The organism is Fibrisoma limi BUZ 3, from assembly GCF_000296815.2.
Taxonomy (GTDB): Bacteria; Bacteroidota; Bacteroidia; order Cytophagales; family Spirosomataceae; genus Fibrisoma; species Fibrisoma limi.
Window position 1 is genome coordinate 399,554 of sequence record NZ_CAIT01000007.1, and the last position, 22,410, is coordinate 421,963.

Sequence of the window (22,410 nt, forward strand, 5' to 3'; positions counted from 1 at the left end):
GTCACAAATCGAACAAGTGGTATGATCTACTCGTTAGTAGACAGGCAAAACTGATCAGAAGTACTATAGCTTAAAACAACGAGATTCGAAGTACCTTTGACAGGTAAGAACTGACTTACATATAGTTAACCTGCCGTTTTAATAGAACAAAATGAATACAATAGCCGAACGGGGTCGTATTTACGAACGGGCCGATAACAAAGGCTGGAAGAAGTGGGGCCCTTATCTCTCGGAGCGTGCCTGGGGAACGGTTCGTGAAGATTACAGTCCGTACGGGGACGCCTGGAACTACGTGAACCACGACATGGCTCGTTCGCGGGCCTACCGCTGGGGCGAAGAGGGCATCGGCGGGATTTCCGATAACAAAGGGCATATCTGCTTCGCGCTGGCGTTCTGGAATCATAAAGACAACATCATCAAAGAGCGTCTTTTTGGTCTGGCAGGCCCCGAAGGGAACCACGGCGAAGATGTGAAGGAACTGTACTACTACCTGGACAGCACGCCGACGCATTCGTACATGAAAATGCTGTATAAATACCCGCAGCAGGAATACCCCTACAACCGTCTGGTTATTGAAACCATGCGCCGGTCGCGGCAGGACCCTGAATTTGAGTTGCTGGATACGGGTATTTTCGACCGGGACGAGTACTTCGACATTTTCATTGAATACGCCAAGGCCGATCAGAACGACTGGCTCGTGAAGGTGACGGCCCATAACCGTTCGGACGTAGAAGCTCCGCTGACACTCCTGCCGACGATCTGGTTCCGGAACACCTGGTCCTGGGGGTATGAGCAGTACAGCGCCCGACCCATGCTGAACGGCATTGCCAATACGCAGATTGAGATCAACCATAAGCAACTGGGAAAGTACAAGCTCTACTGCGAAAACGCCGATGCGCTGCTGTTCTGCGAGAACGAAACCAATACCGAGCGCCTGTACGGCCGTCCGAACCAGTCGCCCTACCCCAAAGACGGCATCAACAACTACATTGTCTCCGGTCGTAAAGGATTTGTCAACCCGAACCAGATCGGTACCAAGGCCTCAGCGCAGTATGTACGAAACGTACCGCCCGGCGAGAGCGTAACGATTCGGCTGCGGTTCAGCGATCACACGCAGCTAACGCTTCCGTTTGTTGATTTCGACGAGATATTTGACAAACGCCTTGTTGAAGCCGATGCGTTTTATGCCGACCTTCAGAAGAACGTAAAGAACGCCGAGCTACGTACCATCCAGCGGCAGGCCTACGCCGGTATGCTCTGGAACAAGCAGTTTTATTACTACAACGTCAATGAGTGGCTCAAGGGCGACCCGAAGATGCCGGTACCGTTCCAGGGCCGCGTCTACGCTCGCAACGAAGGATGGCGGCACATGTACACGGCCAACATCCTCTCTATGCCCGACAAATGGGAATACCCGTGGTTTGCGGCCTGGGACCTCGCCTTTCATACGCTGACGCTGGCCCGGCTGGACCCCCATTTCGCCAAACGCCAGTTGGCCGTTATTCTGCGGGAGTACTACATGCACCCTAATGGTCAGATTCCGGCCTATGAGTGGAACTTCTCCGACGTGAACCCACCGGTGCACGCTTGGGCTACGTGGCAAGTCTACGAGATTGACCGGGAGATGAATGGTGTCGGCGATGTTGGCTTTCTGGAACGCGCATTTCATAAGCTGCTGCTGAACTTTACGTGGTGGGTAAACCGCAAGGACGTAGCCGGCAATAACATCTTCGGCGGTGGTTTCCTAGGCCTCGATAACATCGGGGTATTTGACCGCAGTCAGCCCCTGCCGATGGGCGGGCGAATTGAGCAGGCGGATGGTACGGGCTGGATGGCCATGTACACGCTGAACATGCTCCGGATTGCCTGCGAAATCTCGCTGACCCGGCCGGTGTATCAGGACATGGCCAGCAAGTTTTTCGAGCACTTCCTGCACATCGCGGCCGCCATGAACAACCTCGGCAAGCAGGGCATCAGCCTCTGGGACGAGATCGATCAGTTTTATTACGACGTACTACACACCCCGGACAACAACGCCCGGCTGCTCAAAATCCGGTCGATGGTGGGGCTGATTCCGCTGTTTGCCGTCGAGATTCTGGACGAAGACCTGCTGTCGAAGCTACCCGATTTCAAACGGCGCGTGGAGTGGGTATTGACCAACCGGCCTGATCTGGCATCGCTGATCTCGCGCTGGCATGAGCCGGGCAAGGGCGAAACGCACCTGCTGTCGCTGCTGCGCGGTCACCGCATGAAGATGATCCTCAAACGGATGTTCGATGAGCGCGAATTCCTGTCCGACTTCGGCATCCGGGCGCTGTCGAAGTACCATGAAAAGACACCGTATCAGTTTGAACTGAACGGCGAAATCTTCCAGGTGCGCTACGTAGCGGCCGAATCGGAAATGAGCATGTTTGGGGGTAACTCCAACTGGCGAGGTCCCATCTGGTTCCCGGTGAACTTCCTGCTCATCGACTCGCTGCTGAAGTTTTACCAGTACTACGGCGACGACTTCGAGATTGAATACCCAACACATTCGGGTCAGGTGATGAGCATTAAGGAAGCTACGATTCTGGTAGTTGAGCGACTAATCAACATCTTCCGGCGCGATGCCAAAGGGCAGATACCGGCCTACGGTACGGTCCAGAAAATGCAGGACGACCCGCACTTCCAGGATTTGTATCTATTCCACGAATATTTCCACGGCGACAATGGCAGCGGTCTCGGCGCAAACCACCAGACTGGCTGGACGGGCCTGGTTGCCGACCTGATCGAGTACTGGTATAAATATCAGTCGGTCGGGGCAGCGGTAGCAGTGAAGTAAGACCTTTACAAACAAACCAAAGCGGGGGTGGCGAAGATACCATCCCCGCTTTTTACGTTATGACTATTACTGATTGTTTCGACCGGCGTTTTTACTTTCACCATCTTGCTGCCCGGCTACTGAAGCGGTGAATATGGTCCCGTGCGAATAGCCTGTTCGTTTTGGCACTCGATCCAGCCCCTTTTCGACCGCTCACCCAACGAGGAAAGCGGTAGTTTTCGCTCAATTTCGTCGCCTACGTGTATGCGCCCGGTGCCGTCCAATCAACTACATAATTTCTTCACAAACTCTATCCGCCAATTCTCGTTTATATCAGGATACCCATTGGGTTATTTACTCCAATGGGCGACCAATTAACCTCCTGTTTTTAAGCTAACTCATCTGCTCATGAGCAACATTGCCATCTTTGGTTTCGGTCGTATTGGCCGGACCTGCCTGCGCGTGGCCCTGCAGGACAATCTTTTCACCCCCGTTGCCATCGCCGACATTAAGGACGAAGCTAACCTCGCGGCTCTTTTTCAGGTCGACACCAACTACGGCCGCTTTCCGGAACTGACTACGGGTACAACAGGCCACCTGACCATCGGCGACCGCGACATTCCGTATTTCAACTCGGCTAAGGAGATTCCGGACTGGGGGGCAATGAACGTCGACCTGGTCATCGACTGTACAGGCCGGGCTACGACCCGCGCCGGGGCTCAGCTCCACCTCGACCGGGGTGCCAAACGCGTGCTGGTCAGCGCCCCAAGCAAGACCCTCGACGACTGCGACGCGGTATTGCTCAAGGGAATTAACCTCGATACGTTCGATCCGGACAACCACAAGATCATCAGCATGGCCAGTTGCACAACCAACGCGCTGGCGGCCGTGGTGAAAGTTATCATTGAAAACTTCGGGATTCGGTTTGGGTTGTTTTCGACGGTTCACGCGTACACGAACTCACAGTCGCTCACCGACCAGCCGATGAAGGACCGGCGCGACTCCTGGGCTGCGGCCGAAAACATCATCCCTTCGTCGTCGGGAGCGGCCAAAGCCCTGCGGTTCATCTGGAAAGACCTGCAAATCACGGGCAAGGCGTACCGCGTTCCGGTTCGGACGGGCAGTATTGCCGAGTTGAACCTGCTTACGGAAAAACCCTGCACGGTCGAGGAAGTGAACGACGCCTTCCGCAAAGCTGCGTCCGAAGAACCGCTGAAAGGCGTGATGGGCGTGCTGGAAGACGAATGGGCATCGTGCCGGATCGTGGCAGACCCGCATACGTCCATCGTTGACCTCCCGCTAACTGCCAAACAAGGCGAACTGCTGTCGGTAGCTGCCTGGTACGATAACGAATGGGGCTACGCTACCCGACTGGCCGAAGTAGCGGCTTATCTGGCGTCGAAATAGGATCGCATAAACCCCTCACCGAGCGTCGGCCCGGCCCAACGCTCGGTGAGGGGGAACACACGTTACTTCACCACCTCTTTCAGCCAGGTCGTCATGATCTCCAGCGCTTTGGGTGAGAAGGTTTCTTCAATCTGAGCATATTCAGTGCCTGCACCGGTTCTGGCCGTCTGAAACAGGTGATTCAAGCCCGGCATCATCACGATTTTGTATTGTTTATTACCGGCTCGCTTCAGGTTCATGTCAAAACTATTGAGGTTATCAGTTGCATCGACCTGGTAATCCTTTTCGCCGTTCATAGCCAGCACCGGGATGGTCAGCTTTGACAACGTTGGAGCCGGATCGTAGCGGAGAAAATGCCGGAACCAGGGCGTACTAAACTGCATCAGCATCGGTGTCAGCGCCTGTTCGTTATCCATACCCAGTGCCCGTACCCGGTCGTCGGGTTGCTGTTTTCGCCAGTTCCGGTACACCTGACGCAACGTATCGACGGGAATGACCTGATCAATCGGCTGCGCCACAATCCGGTCGATCAGCGTACCGAAAAACTGGTCGGAAGCGGCCAGTTCCTCCCCACTGACACCGGCCAGCCGCGCACCGGCCGACAGTTGTTTTTTCAGCAGATCCGCTCCTTTGACGCCAACCCCGGCCAGCGACACAATATAGGCCACATCCGGCGACTGAACGGCCACCAACGGCGCAATCATACCACCTTCGCTGTGTCCGATCAGGCCAATGCGTTTTTTGTCGATGTCGGGGCGAGTTTTCAGGTAGGCAATAGCAGCCAGTACGTCATTGGTAAAGTCGGCGGAGGTAGCCGCAGCAAAATTACCCGTTGTCTGCCCAAAGCCCCGGTCGTCGACCCGCAGCACGGCAAATCCATTCCGGGTGAGGTGATCGGCAATCACAAGAAACGGTTTGTGACCCAGCAACGTCTCATCGCGGTCCTGCGGCCCGGAGCCAGTAATCAGCACCACGGCGGGGAAGGTCTTCCCCGTAGCCGGGCGTGTCAGCGTGGCACCGTAGCGAATCGATTGGTCGGCATTCTGGAACGTAATACTGTCGCTGCGGTACGGAAACGGGGGCTTGGGTAGTTGGGGACGACTCATGGCCATAACCTGCTCTACCCGCTTCAGCGTGATGGGCTGGGGCGGCACTCCACGCTGCAGCCATACGCCGTCAAGGCCCTGTTTATCGGCCGTGAACTTCCCACGAAACGTACCACCTATCATAGCCGACGTAGCAACCACACTATCGGTCGTGATGCGCAGGTCGCTGACGGGAATGTTATTCGCTCCCTGATCGGGGCTTTCAAAGCGAGCTGTCGGGCGGTTAGTAAGCGAATCGGTCTGAATACGCAGCAGCAATCGAATGGGGCCTAACTGACCCTGCCACAAGCTTTTCTTTGGAAGCTCCTGGCCGTAGCTAATCGTCAGCAGGGTTAATAAAACGGCGGCAATAATGTAGCGCATGTATAAGGAAGGTTTACGTTGGAAAATACTGCATAAACGCTCCAACTGCCAAACCAATCCTCCTTTTTTGGGCAACTTTAGCCCCCTGCGGTAGCTGATTATCTATTAATCCTTGAAAAATGTCAAAAAAAAAGCCTTACAGTATGCAACGTTCGCGCCTGGGCAGGAGTCTTTTGTCTATTGAAAGTCACTCTATGAGAAAGTGTTTTCTTTTCTCCCCTATCTGTTTCAATAAAATTTTGGCATCCCCACATCATTGATCAATGAGTGGGGGTGCTATTTTATACACCTACGTTCAATTGCGCTATTGAATGGCCAATTAAAAACTGGTTCCTAATTCTTTTATATTTAATTTTCTTATACATTTACACCCATCAGGACAGCTATTTGTTAAATTACTATAAATTTAGTTGATCACGTAACTTCCTCTGTTTTAATTGTTACTTTTGACTAATTCAACACCACTTCCTTTCCCGTATGAAAAACTTTTTCTGTATTGTTCTCTTATGGACAATAGCTACGCTCACGTGGGCACAAACACCGGCCACACGGGTTACCGTACAAGGCCGGGTCGTTGATACGGCTTCCGCTCCTATCCCCTTCTCTACTGTATTCCTGTTGAACCCTAAAGACTCTTCCATGGTCAGCTTTGGCCGTGCGAATGACAACGGCGCGTTTACGATCAGGAACGTTAAACAAGGCACTTACCTGTTTAAAATCTCTTCCGTCGGCTTCTTCGATCACAACCAGCAATTGAAAACCTCCGACAAGACTGTTGAGGACCTGGGCACGATCAAGCTTAAGCCAATTACGAAAGAGCTTATTGAGGTAGTGGTCAAAACAGCCAAAGCGCCGTTAACCATTCGGGGCGATACGGTCGAATACAACGCCAGTTCGTTTAAAGTCCCGCCGGGTTCGACGGTCGAAGACCTGCTGCGAAAGCTGCCCGGCGTTCAGGTCGATCAGGACGGTAGTATCCGTGCGCAGGGGCAGGAAGTCAAGAAGGTGCTGGTTGACGGTAAAGCCTTTTTCGGCAACGACCCAAAAATGGCTACGAAGAACCTACAGGCCCAGGCCATCACCAAAGTGCAGGTCTTCAACGACAAAACCGAGCAGGCTAAACTGACGGGCGTGGAAGATGGGAAGAAAGAAAAAACACTGAACCTCGAACTGAAAGAAGAATACAAGAAAGGAGGGTTTGGAAAAGTCACCGCCGGTGCCGGACCAGCCAGCCGTGTGGATGGCAGCGACATCCCGATGCGCACTGAAATCAAAGGCAACTACAACAAGTTCGACGCCAAGCAGCAGTTTTCAATAATCGGGCTGGGGAATAATACGAACCAGACGGGGCTATCGTGGGACGATTACCAGGATTTCCGGGGCAGTAACTCGTTTAACTGGAACGATAATGCCGACTTCGGTTTCAGCGGCAGCAACCGGTTTATTTACTTCGGGAATGACGACGACGAAACCCTGGGAATTCCAATAGGTGGCAGCCAGGGCCGGGGTTTTACCAACAACGCAGCCGGTGGGTTGAACTATAACTACGATACCAAGAAAACCAAGCTGAGCACAAGCTACTACTACAGCCAGACCCAGTTGTCGTTGAACTCGCAGCGCAACCGCCGGACCCTGCTCGAAAACGGTGGTCAGTTCCGCACCGAAGAAGTTACAAACCAGTTTAATTTCAGCGGCAACCATCGCGTTAGCCTCCGTTTCGAAAAGCAGCTCGATTCGACCAATACGCTGGTTGTGCTGAACAACAGCCGCCTGAACAACGGCAATGCCAACCTGTTTACGCGGCAGGACCTCTACCGGAACAGCGTCGACATCTCGACCCGAAACACGACCAATACCGGCAATACCCTCCAGCAGTTCGGCTCCGCTACGTCGTTGATTTATCGGCACAAGTTCAAGAAAAAAGGGCGCAGCTTTGCCGCCAGCGGTACGTATCAGATCAATACGAACGATGCCGACCGGCTTCTGAATGCCCGAAATGAGTTTTTGCAGGCGACGAGCGCCAACGACGTACTGCGTATCATCAACCAGGAACAGGGTACCGTCAGCCAGCGCAGTCAGTACAAAGCCAGTTTGCTGTTTGTTGAGCCCTTTGCCAAGAAGTATTTCTGGGAGACCTTCTACAATTTTAACCTGCGTTACGATGAGGTTGACTACGACGTATTCAACGTAGGCGATGCTTCCCGGACGCGAAACGACTCCCTGAGCCGGTATTATAAAAACAACTATCTGTTCAATCGGATCGGTAGCAGTGTCCGCTATTCGTTTAAAGGCATGAACATCTCAGCAGGGGTGGCCGGACAGCAGTTTACCCTCGACGGACGGTTTGCAGCCGATCAGACGGCGGCTACGTTCAACCGGATCAACCGGTCGTTCACAAACGTAGTACCGAACATATCGCTGAACTACGACATGAAGAACAACCGCTACCTTTTTGCGGGCTATGATGTCGGCGTTCAGATGCCGTCGTCGCGGGATCTGCAACCGATTATCGACAACAGCAATCCGCTGTACGTTCGGGAGGGTAACCCGGATCTGCTGCCGCAACTGGGTCATAACCTGAACGGCGGCTTCAGCTACTTTAACCCGGGCAGTTTCACGAACCTGTTCTTCAACCTGTATGGTACGTATTACGTCAACCAGATTGTGTACAGCCAGACTATTGATCCACAGACATTAATCACCACCACCCGTCCGGAAAACATTTCCGGTGGCCGGAACCTTGGTTCGTACATTGGATTTGGTTTCCCGCTTAAAAAGACCAAAGCGACCCTGAACCTGAACACGAACTTCAACTTCGGTCGTAATCTGACCCGGATCAACGACGTACTGAACGAAACCAACAACCGGAACTACAACTTCCGGACCCGACTTGAGCTGACGCCTAAAGATTGGCTGACGTTCTACGCCAATGCCGACTGGGGTATCATCAACACGCGCTACTCGCTGAATACATCCCAGAACCAGCGGATTTATAACACCAACTACAACGGCGATCTGAACCTGAAGTTTCCGGGCGATTTCTATCTGAATACGAGCATGAACTACCGGATCTTCAAAAACGAACGGTTAGGCTTCAATCAGCAGGTACCGATCTGGAACGCGTCGGCGTATAAGATTCTGGGCAAAGCGAAAAAAGCCGAGATTCGCCTGACGGCCTTCGACCTGCTGAACCGCAACGTGATCGTGTCGCAATATGCGGGTCAGAACTACGTACAGGATGAGCGGACACGGACGCTGGCACGCTATTTTATGCTGAGCTTTACGTACAACATGCGTGGGGTTCAGGCGAAAATGCGGAAGAACGGGTATTTTTAAGTAACGAACCTTTACTCCTATCAAAATGAAACTATTCATCAAGCTTCTTTGCCTCTGCCTGATCATCAACGTATCGGCACTGGCGCAGAAAACCGAAGGCATCGTTTCGTACGACCGGAAGTCGTACTGGACCAAAATCATTGCCCGGCTGACATTTTTGAGCCAGGAACAGAAAGACCGGGCCGCTCAGACCTGGAAAAACGAGGATGAAGACAAAGAAAAAATGAAGCTCCTCTTCACCCCGACCGAGAGCGTTTATACGTACCTGAACGATCAGGGACAAACCGAGGATGGCAACTACTCCTGGCGAAACCGGGACCTGCTGTTGTACCGTAATTACGACAAGGAGCGAAAGACTGAAATCGAGGAAATGCTGGGTAAAACCTACATCGTTGACGATTCGCTCCGAACACCTACCTGGCGGATTCTGGACCAGATCAAAGAGGTAGCCGGGCACATCTGCATGAAGGCTGAAACCGAAGACCCCATCAAAAAACATAAAGTTACGGCCTGGTTTGCGCAGGACATTCCCGTATCGGCCGGGCCTGAGCGGTACTCCGGGTTGCCGGGCCTGATTCTGGAACTGGATATCAACGGCGGGGATGTTATTATCGAAGCCACCAAAGTGGAGTTTAAGCCCGTGGCTGCGGAGATAAAGCTGCCTAAACTAAAAGGTAAAAAGATTACGAGTGCGGATTACGACAAGATGATTCAGCAGCACATCGCCGAAAGCATCACTGCCCACCGAAATCCGTACTGGGCGATCCGGTATTGATCGTTTAAAAGGCCAACGCTAAGTTGAGAAGTGATGAAGTAGGTCTGACGGTACGTCTGACCGTTGGTAAGCAGTCTTCAGAAAACCAACGGTCAGACGTACCGTCAGACCGAATTACATTGATAAGAGGAAAATCCGGGGAACCGGTATTGATCGTTTACTTATAGCCTGACAATGCCGTAGGCATGGCTTGTTAATAGACGAGCGTTTCAATACGGAAAGCAAGTAGCGCCGAAGGTGCGACCTAACAGGGTCGCACCTTCGGCGCTTTTGACTAATTCGTTAGCTTAGTACTATTAACAGGCCATGCCTACGGCATTTTGGCAATCGCTACAATAGGCAATTGAGCCGTTTACACTAGTATGCACTACTTGCCTGCTTTGCCTGCGTTCATCTTCTCTTCCAGCAGTTTGATGAAATAACCGCCCACTACCGACCGCGCCTGGAAACCAACCTGCTTGCCGTTGGTCGTTTCGTGCCAGTCGCTGAGGGGAACGCGGGTCGGCGTCTGATCGGCGTAGCGGTACAGCGGTTGAATGAACGCGTTGAAATCCTGCTGCGTATCCGCCAGGGTCGCTGTCCAGATAATCCAGTCCGATTTAGTGTATGTTTTTCGGCTGTCCAGCGGCAGTCCATACGTCTGCTGCTTGGTCAGGTAGTATTTCACTTCTTTATCAGCTACCTCATCGGGGAAGACATTCAGCTTGAGCAGCTTGTCCCACACCAGGTTATACTTCTGGCTCCACGTACCTTTGTTCTCGAAGGTCAACGTATAGTGATCTCCGTCTCTGGCCAGGTCCATCCACTTCCGGGCCAGGTCGCGGGCGAGTTTCAGGTTTTCGGTCTCTTTGGCTTTGTCGCCCATCTTTCCGGCCAGGTAGCCGTAGCTGGCAATACCCATGATGGCCTTGATCGACAGGTTCGCGTTACGGGCGATGTGGCCGGCGAAATCGTCGGTACAGAGCTGGTTGGCCGGATCAAAACCGTCTTTCTTGAGGTAGTCAACCCAGGTCGTCAGTGCGTTCCAGTGCTGTTTAGCGTAGTTCGCATTACCCTCTACGTCGGCGATGGCCGCGGTCAGAATCAGCATGTTGCCGCACTCTTCAACCGGCATATCTTCGCCGTAGGTCTGCCCATTCGCCAGCGGATACGTCCCGACATCGTGGGCCGCGAAGGGTTTGGTCCATTTCCCACTTTCCGAATAGTAGAAAATCGGCTCCATCATGCCCTTCAGCAACGTCGGATTATAGAGCAGAAACAACGGTGCCGATGGATACGTCACGTCGACGGTACCGATGGAGCCATTGCTGAAATTTTCCTTCGACAAGAACAGGACTTCTCCTTTTGGTCCCTCAACGGTTTTGTGGGCGGCAATGGCCTGCCGATACGCCAGTTGACAAAGATCCGCGTAGGCCTTGCCCCCGGCCTTCTGCGCATCGCTGTACAGTTGCTGATCGAACTGACGGCACTGGCTCATCAGCCGACTATAGTCCCGCTCGGCTTCCGACAGCATGCGTTCGGTGGTCATCTTCGGGTCGCGACGCCACCAGCCGCGCAGGTTCTGGCCGAAATACTGTACAGCGTACACGTCGTCGTAGCCAATAATCGCGTGGGCAGTTTTAGGCGTTTGCCCTACCGAACCCAGTGACTGTGCTACGGCCATCGTCCGGCTGTCGGCAACGGCCGCCGACATTTTACCGTCCGCTACGGTCCCACTGGTCGCGAACGCCCCTAGCAGTGCGGCAGGCTCGCCAATGCCCGACTTTGCCGACGATGGAGCCGCCAGCAGCGCATAACCCCAGTCGATCCGAACATCGTCCCCTTTACGGCCTAGAACCGGCTGCTGCGGGTTGCCCAGCGACATGGCCGTCAGTCCGGTTGCGGTCAGCCGTTTGCCGACTACTTCCTGCATGGACGTATTGACAGCCAGCAGACCCGAAGCGGCTGTGAACACCTGTACATCGTGGGCCTTCCCGTCGGTGCTCTGGGCCGAATACGTAATGTACGAGGCCGGACGAGTCATTACGTTCAGGTCGTTCATCAACAAAGGCGTCGTGAACGTAACGGTCAGGGCAACGGGACCGGCTGCAAACTGATACTCGGTCTGGGTAGCGCGAACGCTGACGCTTTTCTGCTCGGCCAATGGAATTTCTGCTCCTATTTTCACGAGCTGTTCGTCCACCAGACCTACGTCGATAAACCCACCCCCCTGCGGGTTTTTGCAGTGAACAGCCAGCAGGTTTTCGCCGGTTTTCAGTGTCGCTTTTGCGGCCGGTTCGATGGTATAGGTTTTATAGCCCGAAATAAAACACGGACCGCAATCAAACGCTTTCACACCGTTGAGATACACCTCTACGTCGTCGTCGTGGCTCATGTACAGTTTCAGGTCCTCGAACTGATCGGTGCTGAGCGAAACCGTGCGCCGGTACCAGATGTCTTTGGTTTTCCACATTGTTTTGGGCGTCAGCGGATTGCTGCCTGCTCCGTCGCCGAAGGGAGCCTGACCGGTTTGCCAGTCGGCTGAGGGCGTAAAGCCGGGGCGCTCCCAGCCCTGGGCGGGTGCCTGGAAGGTAAACGTAGTCGGGTACCCACCCGACAGGGCCGTGGGCACAACGGTCTTCAGGGTGGTCATGGGGGCACCCATGAAGCGGTAGGCGCGGCCATCGACCCGAACCAGGCCGTCGAGCGGGTGCGGCTTGCCGGTCCAGTGGCGGGTAGGCGCATCGGTCAGTTTGTCGGTCGTGGCCCAGATACTGGTGTAGGGATCGATCGTTACGAGCGGATAGGCCGGCGGACGTTGAGCAACTGCCCAATAGGCTGAAAACAGCAGGGCTAAAGAAAACAGAGGTATACGAGCTACTTTATGAAGCATGAGCATAAGAGGGTAAGTAGTCAGAAAAGGCAGCTCAGGCGGGAATTTACCGACCCAATCAGGCTATCTATCAAGCAAACGGGCCGCCGGAAGCGATGCTGACATCATTCCGGCGACCCGTTTGCGGTATTGTTTTTCGACTGAACTACATGGGTTGATTCTGGAATTGAATCTTGTCCAGCGCGAACAATGGTTTCTGTTTAGCCTCAGGGTTGACAAAAACGAAATACAGTTTCTGTGTTCCCTGCGCCTGCTGACGGAACGGCACACTCACCGGCCCTGTAGCACCTTTCTTTACCTCGGCTTCTCCAAGTAGTGTACCATCCGGAGCGCCCAGACGAACCTCCAGTTTACCTCCGGTGTGGCGCTCTTCGTTGCAAATTGCGTTGGCCGTTATTCCCTGAATACCCGTCAGATCGAGGTCGTTGAAGGACACGTACCCACCCGAGGCCGTACCAATCACGATCTCATTCTTATCGTTGCCCGGCATTGTAACTTTCCGTACATCGCGGCTACCGTCGTATTCGCTGGCTTTCAGTTTCGGGCTCCGCAGCGCTACGGTCGTTGACCCCGTCAGCGGGCCAATTACTGAGCTGCCTTTGTCGGTGTAGCTGGCCGAGAAAATGTACGAACCTTCTTTTTCCTTCGCCTTTGCTACGTACGTACCCTTCACCGGCTGTTTGTCGATCTGCTTTTTATCAGCCAGCGACAAAATGTACCGCACCATTTCTTTCGCTTCGTCCTCCTTCAACTGCGGGTGAGCGCTCATGGCCTGTTCGCCCCAGACACCGCCACCGCCTTTGATTACCTTCTTGGACAGTTGATCAACCATCGTTGCCCGACGCTCTTTGGCGTATTTCTGCGCCACTGATACGTAAGCCGGTCCGATTGACTTCTGGTCGATGCTGTGGCAGGCTTTGCAGTCACTGAGTTCGATCAGGCGCCGGCCGGTCGAGAAGCCCGTGTTGACCTGGTGTCCCTGAGCCAGCATCGTCTTGTCGAAGCCTTCGAGGTAATCGACCGTCACGACTACGTCTTCCGGATTGATCTTACCAGCCGCCAGCGAACCGTCTTCCTTATCGGCTACCTTCACTTCGTACTCAACCGGCTTGTTGTCGAAGAAGAACGTCTTGTTGCCTTTCAGCGCCACCTCCACTTTCGGCGCGTCGTTACCAACCTTGATTTCCATCGACCGGGTCGATACGTTCCCCTGCGCGTCGGTCACTTTCAGCGTTGGGTTGTACACGCCCGGCTTGTTGAACGTAATGGTCGGATTTGCCTGGGTGCTCTTGGGCATACCCGGTCCGAAGGTCCACTCGTATTTGAGCGCATCGCCGTCGTAATCGATTGTGCCTTTGCTGTCAAACTTCACCGTGAGCGGAACTGCCCCCACAACTTTGTTGGCACTAGCAGCCGCAACCGGCGTGCGGTTACCGGCGTTGTAGGTGATGTGTACCAGGCGGGCGTCGTCGTTCTGCGCAAACCAGTTGGTACCGTATTCGAGCATGTACAACGAGCCGTCTTTCGCAAACTGCATATCCATCGGGTGATCGAACTTCGTGCCCGACATAAAGCGCTCCATCTTCACGAAGTCGCCGTCCTTGTTCATCGTTACGGGGTTGATCCAGCCACGCATCCACTCGTAGGCAAATAGCTTACCGTCGTAGTGCTTCGGGAACTTCACCGGCGAATCCTCATAATCGTCGTAGTAGTACACCTGACCGGCCATCGCGTTCCGACCTCCTTTACCGACAATCGGACCGAACTCCGGCGAATCGGCATACGGGTAGTAGATAAACGCTTTCTGCGCCGGGGGCAACTGCTTCAACCCGGTATTGAAAGCCGAATAGTTGATTGGCTTCTCCGGATCATTGAGCGGTCCCGACGTGCTGTCGGCGAAGTTGTACTGACGGTACGGCCGGTTATCGGCCACGAACAGTGGCCAGCCGAAGTAGCCTGCCTTACGAGCCTGGTTGATCTCGTCATGCCCACGCGGACCGCGCTTTTCGAGGTTTTCGCCGGCATCCGGACCTACTTCACCCCAGTAGAGGAAGCCGGTACGCTGGTCAACCGCAATCCGGTACGGGTTCCGGTTACCCATCACGTAAATTTCCGGACGGGCGTTGGCTGTTCCTTTCGGGAACAGGTTGCCCTCTGGAATGTCGTACCCACCTTCGGGACGTGGCTTGATCCGGAGGATTTTCCCCCGCAGATCGTTCGTGTTGCTGGACGACAGCAGGGCGTTAAACTTCTTGCGGCTCGGACGGTCGTCGCTCGGCGAGAAACCCTGCGAGAAGAACGGGTTGGTGTTATCGCCGGTCGACAGGTACAGATTTCCCTGACGGTCCCAGGCAATCGAGCCCCCCGTATGGCAGCAGTCGTCCCTGTCGTACGTCCGGTTTTCGGTTACGGTCAGCAGCAACTGCTCGGTATTGAGTTGCAGTTCGTCTTTGGCGTCGTCCCACTTCACCCGCACCAGCCGGTTGTTCGAATCGGGCTTAACCGCCGAATAGTACAGGTACACCCATTTGTTTTCACTGAATTTTGGGTCGATGTTCATCCCCATCAGGCCGTACTCCCGATCAAAGTGAACCGGTACGTTGGCAACTACCTTACTGGCCTTGGTTTTCGTGTTGTACATCTTTACGGCCCCTTTCCGCTCGGTGAACAGAATTTTACCGTTGTCGAGTACAACCAGTTCCGTAGGTTCGTCCAGCTTCTCCATCAGCACATGCTTCGTGAAGCGGTTCTCTTCCGGAAACGGCTGCGTTTTGGCCTGGCCGTATTTCAGGTCCGTTGCCATTACCGATTTTAGACCACCCAGGAGGTGCTTGAGGTAAACCGGATTAACGAACGTTTCGTCGGGGTGACCAAAGTTGGTATAGAACGCCTTACCACCGTCGTAGTCGTGATACCACGACATCGGGTGATCATCGCCCATCTTGCCGTCCTTATACGTTTTCTCGTCGATCTTGACCAGTACGTTTACGTCTTTGTTGAAGTTCTTGAAATCGTAGAACTCGTCTTTGATCTTCCACCGCTCCGGAAAACCGAACATCGACGTGTGCTTGTTATTCACGACGTAGGCTTCGCCCTCCTGTACGTTGGGGTTGCCCGGGTGACTGGCAAACTGCCCGCCGGCCAGCTTGTTGTACCACGGCCAGTCGTATTCGGTATCAGCAGCCGCGTGAATGCCGACATAGCCTCCACCCGCCTGAATGTACCGCTCGAAGGCCGCCTGCTGGGCATCATCCAGTACGTCGCCGGTGGTGCTCAGCCAGATCACCGCTCCGTATTTTCTGAGGTTATCTTCCGTAAACTTGGATGCATCTTCGGTGGTGTCGACGGCAAAGCCATTTTCCTGGCCAAGTTTCATGATCGCCCGCTTGCCTGCCGGGATGGATGAGTGACGAAAGCCTTTCGTTTTCGAAAAGACCAGCACCCGGTTCAGCGCCATCGGTTTGTCGGATGAAACGGCATTCGTTTTGGTCGCGGCCGAGCGCTTCGCCGTCGTTTGTGCCCAGGCCGGTAGCGTGGACATGGCCAACGCACCCGCCAGTAAGAGAGGACGGGTGAGAAGCTTATGTTGTTTCATGAGAGAGAGGGGTTATGCTTACAGGTTGCAAAGAAAAAACGTTGACTTATTTCGATGCGCGATTGGCGTTTATCAAGAAACAAATGTATAAAAAAAGCCAATGTATCAGTACGATAATTAGGTTAAAAAACCGATTTGCTCCTGAATATACTTTCCCCGCTAATCAACTTTTTTAAAGACCAGGACCGGCTGGCTATTACTGAGTAAAGTTAGTTGCCCGTCGGCCACCCGATACGCCATCGGCTGGTTGAGTGCTTTCAGGAATTCGCCCTCCAGTTGTCCGGCCTCACCCAGACACGCCATGCGGGTGGTTGCCAACGGTCCGAACTGAATTTGTCTCGAATCAGCCTGCACGCGGCCATTCAGGCGGTTGCAGCCCGTCGTGCCCGAAACGCGGCCTTCGGTAAGCATGATTTCCAGCCGGGGCAGCTCGTTACGGGGTCCACCCGGTTTGATGCTGCGCCCCTGCAACGTAGTCAGCACCCAGATGTCGTTCAGCAGGGCCATCTGCCGTAAAGAGACCCCGCACCCCGTATACGTTTTGCCCTTCAGGTTCACCTGTACGCGGTAATCCATTCGCTGCCCGGACATGGTGTCGACGCAGCTATCCGGCGCAAACAGGACCTTGAGCCGCCCGGATTCCACCTCGGCATCGAACGTAATGACGCCATCTGAATCGACGTTTCGTTGCGGCAGGGAGGCATTTATCGAGTCGCCGTTCATCGCCTTGAACCGCATAACGCCTTTGCCGGAGTTGACGGCCAGCGACCAGAACGGTTCGTTGCCCATCGCGATAAATTCATCACCAGCCCTGAGGTAACGGCTCCAGTCGGGAAACTGGCGTTCAGATTGCCCCGACGATTGCATAGCCTGAGTTGATGGCCTGGCCGCTGACGGTGTCGATGTAGACGGGTTGTTGGTGCGTTGGCAGGCTGCCGCCAACAGTAGAGCACCGAGAAGTAGTGTACGCATGGTTGTGTAGGAAGTGCATACTCCTACGACCAGTTAGCGCCTGAAAAGTTTAATGAGCCGACACCGCTTTCAGGCCGATCACCGAGCCGATGAGTAACGCGATGAAAAACAGCCGCCAGAAGTCCGCAGGCTCCCGGAAGAAAACCATTCCGACCAGCACCGTCCCTACGGCACCAATACCCGTCCAGACGGCGTAGGCCGTACCCAGTGGGATTGTTACTGAGGCTTTGTTGAGGAAGTAAAAACTGAGAACGGCGCACACCAGAAAACCACCCGCCCAGCCGAGGTGACGGAAATTATCGGACAACTTCAGGCAGGTCGTAAAACCGACTTCAAACAGCCCCGCGAGAATAAGGAGAAACCAGGCCATACACTTCCCCAACCGGAAAATTGGTCAGTTGGTTTTTCTCTGCAACAGAACCTAATTACCGTACTACACGCACTTTACAGAAATTAATGTAACTGATTCTATAGAATAAACATAAATACCTTGCAACGTTTTTCGCCCAAAACCGCTCTTAGCGATTAGTTAGTCCAAACTCAATCTGTATGAAACAACTATTACATTCGGCGTTATTACTTCTCCTGTTTAACACCGTAGGTCAGGCACAGGACATGTTCTTTAAGGAAGGCCAAGCAACGTACCAAACCAACGCCAGGGGGCACTGGATGGCTGGTGGGGGCCTTACTTTCATTGGGGTAACCGGAAAGGCAGGACGTTTTGTAGCCGATCACCTATGGGTAGGGGGCGAATTAGAACATCTGTCCTTCTTCGGAACCCGGTATGAGGCCGGTGTTTTTGCTCGATATTACAAAGGGAAGGGCATGCTCAACGGGATTTTAGGTACAGGGGTTACCTACGGACAATTTAAGGGGTGGACATTCGACGGTCCGCTGCCACCGGCCTACCGCAGTGTAAAACTGAATGCGCTGCTAGGGCTTGAACTCCGGCTAACTGAACGCGTTAGCTTTGAGGGTGTAGCCAAAATCGGCTGGCTAACTGCTGCACAATGTGTACAGTTCAGCCCGCAAGGCTCTTTAAACGTATACCTGGGGAGGTAAGTTATGCACCACGTCGGCCTGCTATGTTTGTGCTTATTGTCTACCAGCACCCAGCTTTGTGCGCAGCAATACGTGGGCGTTGGCATACGTAGCGGTTTCGCCAACTTCTTTCCGGCCAAATACAGTTCCGAAAACCTCGGGTACGCGTTACCCAATCCTGCCAGTCTGCCTGTTGCCTATAAAATGCGTGTTTGGGTAATGCGGGCATCCTAAACTGATGATTACATCTTTTCCTTAATAGCAACGGTCAGATTTAACGCTGGCTAAAGTTACCGGAATGAGTTACGATTATGGGCTTTTAGCAGTAAGTCCTTACGCATAAATCATACTATTTCGGGTCCAGGTTTTTCGCTAAATCCGCTTCCGACACAACGGACTCGACTCCGCCCGGCGGTACGTCGAGGTGGCAGATCCACCGGCAGGCGTTCAGGATCAGCTTTCGGAGGTTGTCGTTGGCCCAGTTGCGGTGGAAATGCAGGGCTGTATTGCCAAAACTACGTCCGCCGTCGGGTCGCTCGTACACCCACGACACCGTCTCGGGCCGCCCCGGAAACGCCCGACTCGCGGCCGTATTCCGTACCGAATCGGGAGGTGTTGCGGTCAGGATGGGTTTAACGTCCGGCCGGAAGCGCAGGAAGAAATAACACTCGTCGTAGACGCTGAACGGCTTAACACCCTGCGTAATCGGGTGCCTGGGTATGGTTTTGAAGTCAGACGTCCAGAAACCATGCGCCGAGTACGTATCTTCCTTAAAGCCGCCCAGGATGTTGAGCAGCGGATCGCCGTTACCGGCCGGTAATGTCACCCCATAATGCAGAGCCGCCACACCCGCCCCTCGTCGGGCGGCTTCCAGCAGTTGGCGTTTGCAATTGGGCGTAAGCACCAGGTGCGTCATCTTGCCGTCCATGAACAGTAGAATTCCATCGGCATTGGGCACCAGGGTCGAGTCGCTGGGCCAGCCGTTCAGGCAGACTGTTACGTCCAGATCAGGTGCCCTGGCAAACCATTGTTTGATGAGTATCGCCCCTGCGTTATACTCGTGTTCACCCGCCTTATGGCTGGGCGTTCCGGCAATAACCACCAGCTTCTTTTTGGGCGGTTGTGGTACTGATGCCTGACCGATCTGGGAGCCGACCAACAAGCAGCCAGTAAAGATGAGAAACAGCAGTCGGTTCATGTCTCGCTACGTTTGACAGAGGTTTACTAAGCAGGACTCGCTTAGCCCATTCTCTTACGTTAAAGCTACCAATGCGATTTTTCTAGCCATCTGGTTGCAAAAGATAACGCAGATCGGTATGCTTGTGCAATTGAGATCGTTACGCTCTTCGCTGTAGCAGAAGAAAAGCTTTGTCAACACACTTGAGCGCTGGTGTATGGCAGAATTCTACGGAACTATTGTAAATTGACTGTCAACGGTTTGGCATCAAGTAGTTCTGCAAAATCGCGCACTTTACATTGTTGGGTGCAGGTCTATAAAAGTACTTGATTGCCTAACGTCTCGGCGACAGGCCGCACGTCTCGACAGGGCAGCTTTAGGCTTGCCTTTCCAGGTTGCGGCTAACAGGACGAACATCTTGGGTAGTCAGCTCTGTAAGTCAGCCGGGTTACGTCTGACAACACAAATGTCTCGTTAGGACAAACTTAAAGAAATAGTATTACCTTTTTGAAATCATTAATTCACCTACCAATCAGGTTTGTAAAAAATAGCTAACAAACTCAAAATTTATAACATGACATTTAAGGATATTTTAGCTATTGTAATTTTGATTTCATTTGCTGCCTATTCTACATGGAAAGGCATGCAAACGGTGGCTTCAGTAGCAATTGCTGGATTCATACTTATAATTTACAAAAGCCAAATATTAATTTTAAGAAATCTAATTATGAATTTGGTTAAAAGCACAAAACAAGCAAAAATTGGTAGTTTTGAATTGCAAATTGGAGATAAAACTATTGAAAGTAGTAGATTCCAAAACTTTAGCACCTTAACACAGATTTTCTTAACTACTATGAGTACCGAAGAAATTGGAGTATTAGCAGAAATAGCAAAAACTGATAAGTTTGAGCCAAAAGAAGCATTAAAAATTAAGTTAAGAGCGCTTAGAGACAAAGGGCTGATTAATCACAACAACACTTCAATGGAAAATGCCAACGAAGTGTGGATAACAGAAACTGGTAGAAATCTAATAAATGAAATCTTGAACGTCACCAGATAGTTTTATAAAAAAGCAGAGAAAGCTTACCTGAGACAGGTTGCACGTCCAAAAGGCAGACGTTCAGCCCAACAAGGGAAAGGGTGTAAAGGTATCAAGTACGTTTGTTTAGGTGAGTAGTTCGCTGAGCCATCAGCCCTTTCGGGCGTTGGGTGGACAGTCCATGTAAGCGAGTATTAATTAAATTATGATTAGTTCATACAAATTATAGTTAAGTAATATTGCATACACGTATTTTATAAGTGATTGGAAGAGAGCATTAATTCAAGTGTTGTAATAAGAGATAACTGGATTAAAGATTTTAAATTTAGTACAACTGACTGAGTAATGAGCATTACGAAACTTCACATTAGAAAAGCTATTGATTCAGCAGAGATCAATTTACATCAATTATGGGGCCTACTGTGTGACTTAAAAAGCAATAAAATTCATGAGAATAATTTTGGAAACAGGCTCATTTCTTTTCAAGAGAACCTTGCATCAACAATTTTTGATCTACAAATAGTTAGAGATAAGATTATCAAAGAAGAAAAGTTACTTATTGATAATAAAAATAGATTTAATTATAATTGGTTTAAAGGAAAAATGAAACTTTTATCTAATTTTAAAAAGGCTATAGATTATGTAATAAATATTTCAAGAGCTTTTGGAGATAGTTATGCCTTTTTCTTTTATCAATTTGATTTAAAGCTCTTAGCGAAGCATTTGTCACATCAGCGGATTACAAACTATACAACAAGTATAGGGAGGAGAGGAGAGTTAGAATTGATTAAAAAAATTAAACATGTAGACGGAAATTTTCTTCTTTTTCACGATATAACTAACATACTTAGATATGGTGATTGTAGTTTTATCGATTTGAGAACAATGAAAATTGCTCAGATTGGAGAGTTAAAAACTTCAATTAAAGAGGAAAATGTTCTCAACCTTGAATTATTAATAGTCGACAGGGAGGTTCTAAAAAACAGAGGAAAGCCTTTACATAACCCTAATTCTAATAAAACTAGAAAAGACAGGCAATTGCTTGGGATTATAAACTTACTTATCAATGAAATTGATCCTAATAGCACAAATATTAGTTTAGATAACAAATCTTACTCTAAAGAGATAGAGCTTTTGTTGAAGAATGCTAGAACAAAAAGATATAATTTTGTTAAAGTAAGTGATGGTTTAGCTTTCGTATGTATAAAGTATAAAAAAACTACTCTTTATAATAGAATTTTCACAAAAAACAACTCAAAGGACGAGTTGGAAAGACATAAGCAAAGATTGTTTGATACTGCATTAAGCTTAATGAAACCACCACCTGCACATAATTCTCTAGTTATTGGGCAACTCCTCTATGAATCAGATTTAAGTAGCAAGAACTTATCAGGAACAATTCCACTATTTTGGCAACCCATAGATACTAATTTATTAAAGGATATATACTTTACTACTTGCATGGTTTCGTCTATATTTAATCCTATACATCTTATAGAAAAGGTTGAATCTATGGGATACAAAGTAGATAGTAAATACATAAATAATGGCCGGTATAAGGAAGAATTGCAGAAGAGTATTCAGCACTTTGACTCGTTCATTCCTCATGTAATCGATCACTTATTAACAGAAAATTTTGTTTTTGAAAGTTTAAGAGAATCCGAGAAATTTGCTAGTGAAAATAATTTAATATCAATGACAATCAAGCCACAGCGTCATGTGAATCCTGATTAAGGAGTATAATTCGTAAGCACCGCTAATAAATGTCTACTTACTATATTATTGAAGCTATAATGCCGTAGTTTAATTTTGATAAATGTTATGAACATATTACAGACGATATGCAACGATTCGAGAATGAGCAATCATTGCTAGTAAGTAACGTACTTGGTGACAGGTTAATGCCCCGTGGACCACACGTTAAAAC

General features: G+C 51.3%; 14 protein-coding genes. 8 read left to right on the top strand and 6 right to left on the bottom strand.

Translation table 11 applies throughout. From position 1 onward, the window contains the following. The first annotated feature begins 151 nt into the window (after window positions 1-151). Both BN8_RS17910 and BN8_RS17915 read left to right on the top strand, forming a co-directional pair. The gene (locus tag BN8_RS17910; RefSeq protein WP_009283330.1) at window positions 152-2,821 is read left to right on the top strand and encodes an MGH1-like glycoside hydrolase domain-containing protein; all 2,670 of its coding nucleotides are present in this window, start codon (window positions 152-154) and stop codon (window positions 2,819-2,821) included. A gap of 387 nt (window positions 2,822-3,208) precedes the next feature. After that, on the top strand, window positions 3,209-4,207 hold the full coding sequence (locus BN8_RS17915) for a type I glyceraldehyde-3-phosphate dehydrogenase (protein WP_009283332.1): 999 nt from the start codon (window positions 3,209-3,211) through the stop codon (window positions 4,205-4,207). Between the two features lie 62 nt (window positions 4,208-4,269). Here the strand turns inward: BN8_RS17915 and BN8_RS17920 are convergent, their stop codons facing one another. After that, window positions 4,270-5,676 carry an alpha/beta hydrolase family protein gene (locus tag BN8_RS17920; RefSeq protein ID WP_009283333.1) on the bottom strand — a complete coding sequence of 469 codons (1,407 nt, stop codon included), beginning with the start codon at window positions 5,674-5,676 and terminating at the stop codon, window positions 4,270-4,272. Window positions 5,677-6,153: 477 nt separating this feature from the next. Between BN8_RS17920 and BN8_RS17925 the strand changes: the two genes are divergently transcribed. Beyond that, on the top strand, window positions 6,154-9,012 hold the full coding sequence (locus BN8_RS17925; RefSeq protein WP_009283334.1) for an outer membrane beta-barrel family protein: 2,859 nt from the start codon (window positions 6,154-6,156) through the stop codon (window positions 9,010-9,012). Between the two features lie 25 nt (window positions 9,013-9,037). Then, the gene (locus tag BN8_RS17930) at window positions 9,038-9,787 is read left to right on the top strand and encodes a GLPGLI family protein (RefSeq protein ID WP_009283335.1); all 750 of its coding nucleotides are present in this window, start codon (window positions 9,038-9,040) and stop codon (window positions 9,785-9,787) included. A 367-nt stretch (window positions 9,788-10,154) separates the two neighbouring features. Here the strand turns inward: BN8_RS17930 and BN8_RS17935 are convergent, their stop codons facing one another. The 4 genes from BN8_RS17935 to BN8_RS17950 all read right to left on the bottom strand — a co-directional run bounded on the left by BN8_RS17935 (window position 10,155) and on the right by BN8_RS17950 (window position 17,596). After that, a complete protein-coding gene (locus BN8_RS17935; RefSeq protein ID WP_009283336.1) occupies window positions 10,155-12,665 on the bottom strand; it encodes a glutaminase family protein in 2,511 nt (836 codons plus the stop codon). A 139-nt stretch (window positions 12,666-12,804) separates the two neighbouring features. Next, entirely contained in the window at window positions 12,805-16,254 is a 3,450-nt protein-coding gene (locus BN8_RS17940) for a ThuA domain-containing protein (RefSeq protein WP_040006222.1), read from the bottom strand. Between the two features lie 159 nt (window positions 16,255-16,413). Beyond that, a complete protein-coding gene (locus tag BN8_RS17945; RefSeq protein WP_009283338.1) occupies window positions 16,414-17,226 on the bottom strand; it encodes an META domain-containing protein in 813 nt (270 codons plus the stop codon). Window positions 17,227-17,275: 49 nt separating this feature from the next. Continuing rightward, window positions 17,276-17,596: a DMT family transporter gene (locus BN8_RS17950; RefSeq protein ID WP_009283339.1), complete on the bottom strand. Its 321-nt coding sequence runs from the start codon at window positions 17,594-17,596 to the stop codon at window positions 17,276-17,278. 179 nt (window positions 17,597-17,775) lie between these two features. Here BN8_RS17950 and BN8_RS17955 point away from each other — a divergent pair, with 179 nt between their 5' ends. Then, the gene (locus BN8_RS17955; RefSeq protein ID WP_009283340.1) at window positions 17,776-18,288 is read left to right on the top strand and encodes a hypothetical protein; all 513 of its coding nucleotides are present in this window, start codon (window positions 17,776-17,778) and stop codon (window positions 18,286-18,288) included. Between the two features lie 3 nt (window positions 18,289-18,291). Beyond that, window positions 18,292-18,501: a hypothetical protein gene (locus BN8_RS32945; RefSeq protein WP_009283341.1), complete on the top strand. Its 210-nt coding sequence runs from the start codon at window positions 18,292-18,294 to the stop codon at window positions 18,499-18,501. A gap of 115 nt (window positions 18,502-18,616) precedes the next feature. Here the strand turns inward: BN8_RS32945 and BN8_RS17960 are convergent, their stop codons facing one another. Beyond that, window positions 18,617-19,465: a ThuA domain-containing protein gene (locus BN8_RS17960; protein ID WP_009283342.1), complete on the bottom strand. Its 849-nt coding sequence runs from the start codon at window positions 19,463-19,465 to the stop codon at window positions 18,617-18,619. A gap of 553 nt (window positions 19,466-20,018) precedes the next feature. On the opposite strand from BN8_RS17960, the gene BN8_RS17965 reads away from it, so the two are divergent. Beyond that, window positions 20,019-20,504: a hypothetical protein gene (locus BN8_RS17965; RefSeq protein WP_040006223.1), complete on the top strand. Its 486-nt coding sequence runs from the start codon at window positions 20,019-20,021 to the stop codon at window positions 20,502-20,504. 324 nt (window positions 20,505-20,828) lie between these two features. Beyond that, window positions 20,829-22,217 (top strand): hypothetical protein, encoded by a 1,389-nt coding sequence (locus BN8_RS17970; RefSeq protein ID WP_009283343.1) that lies wholly within the window; start codon window positions 20,829-20,831, stop codon window positions 22,215-22,217. Window positions 22,218-22,410 lie beyond the last annotated feature (193 nt).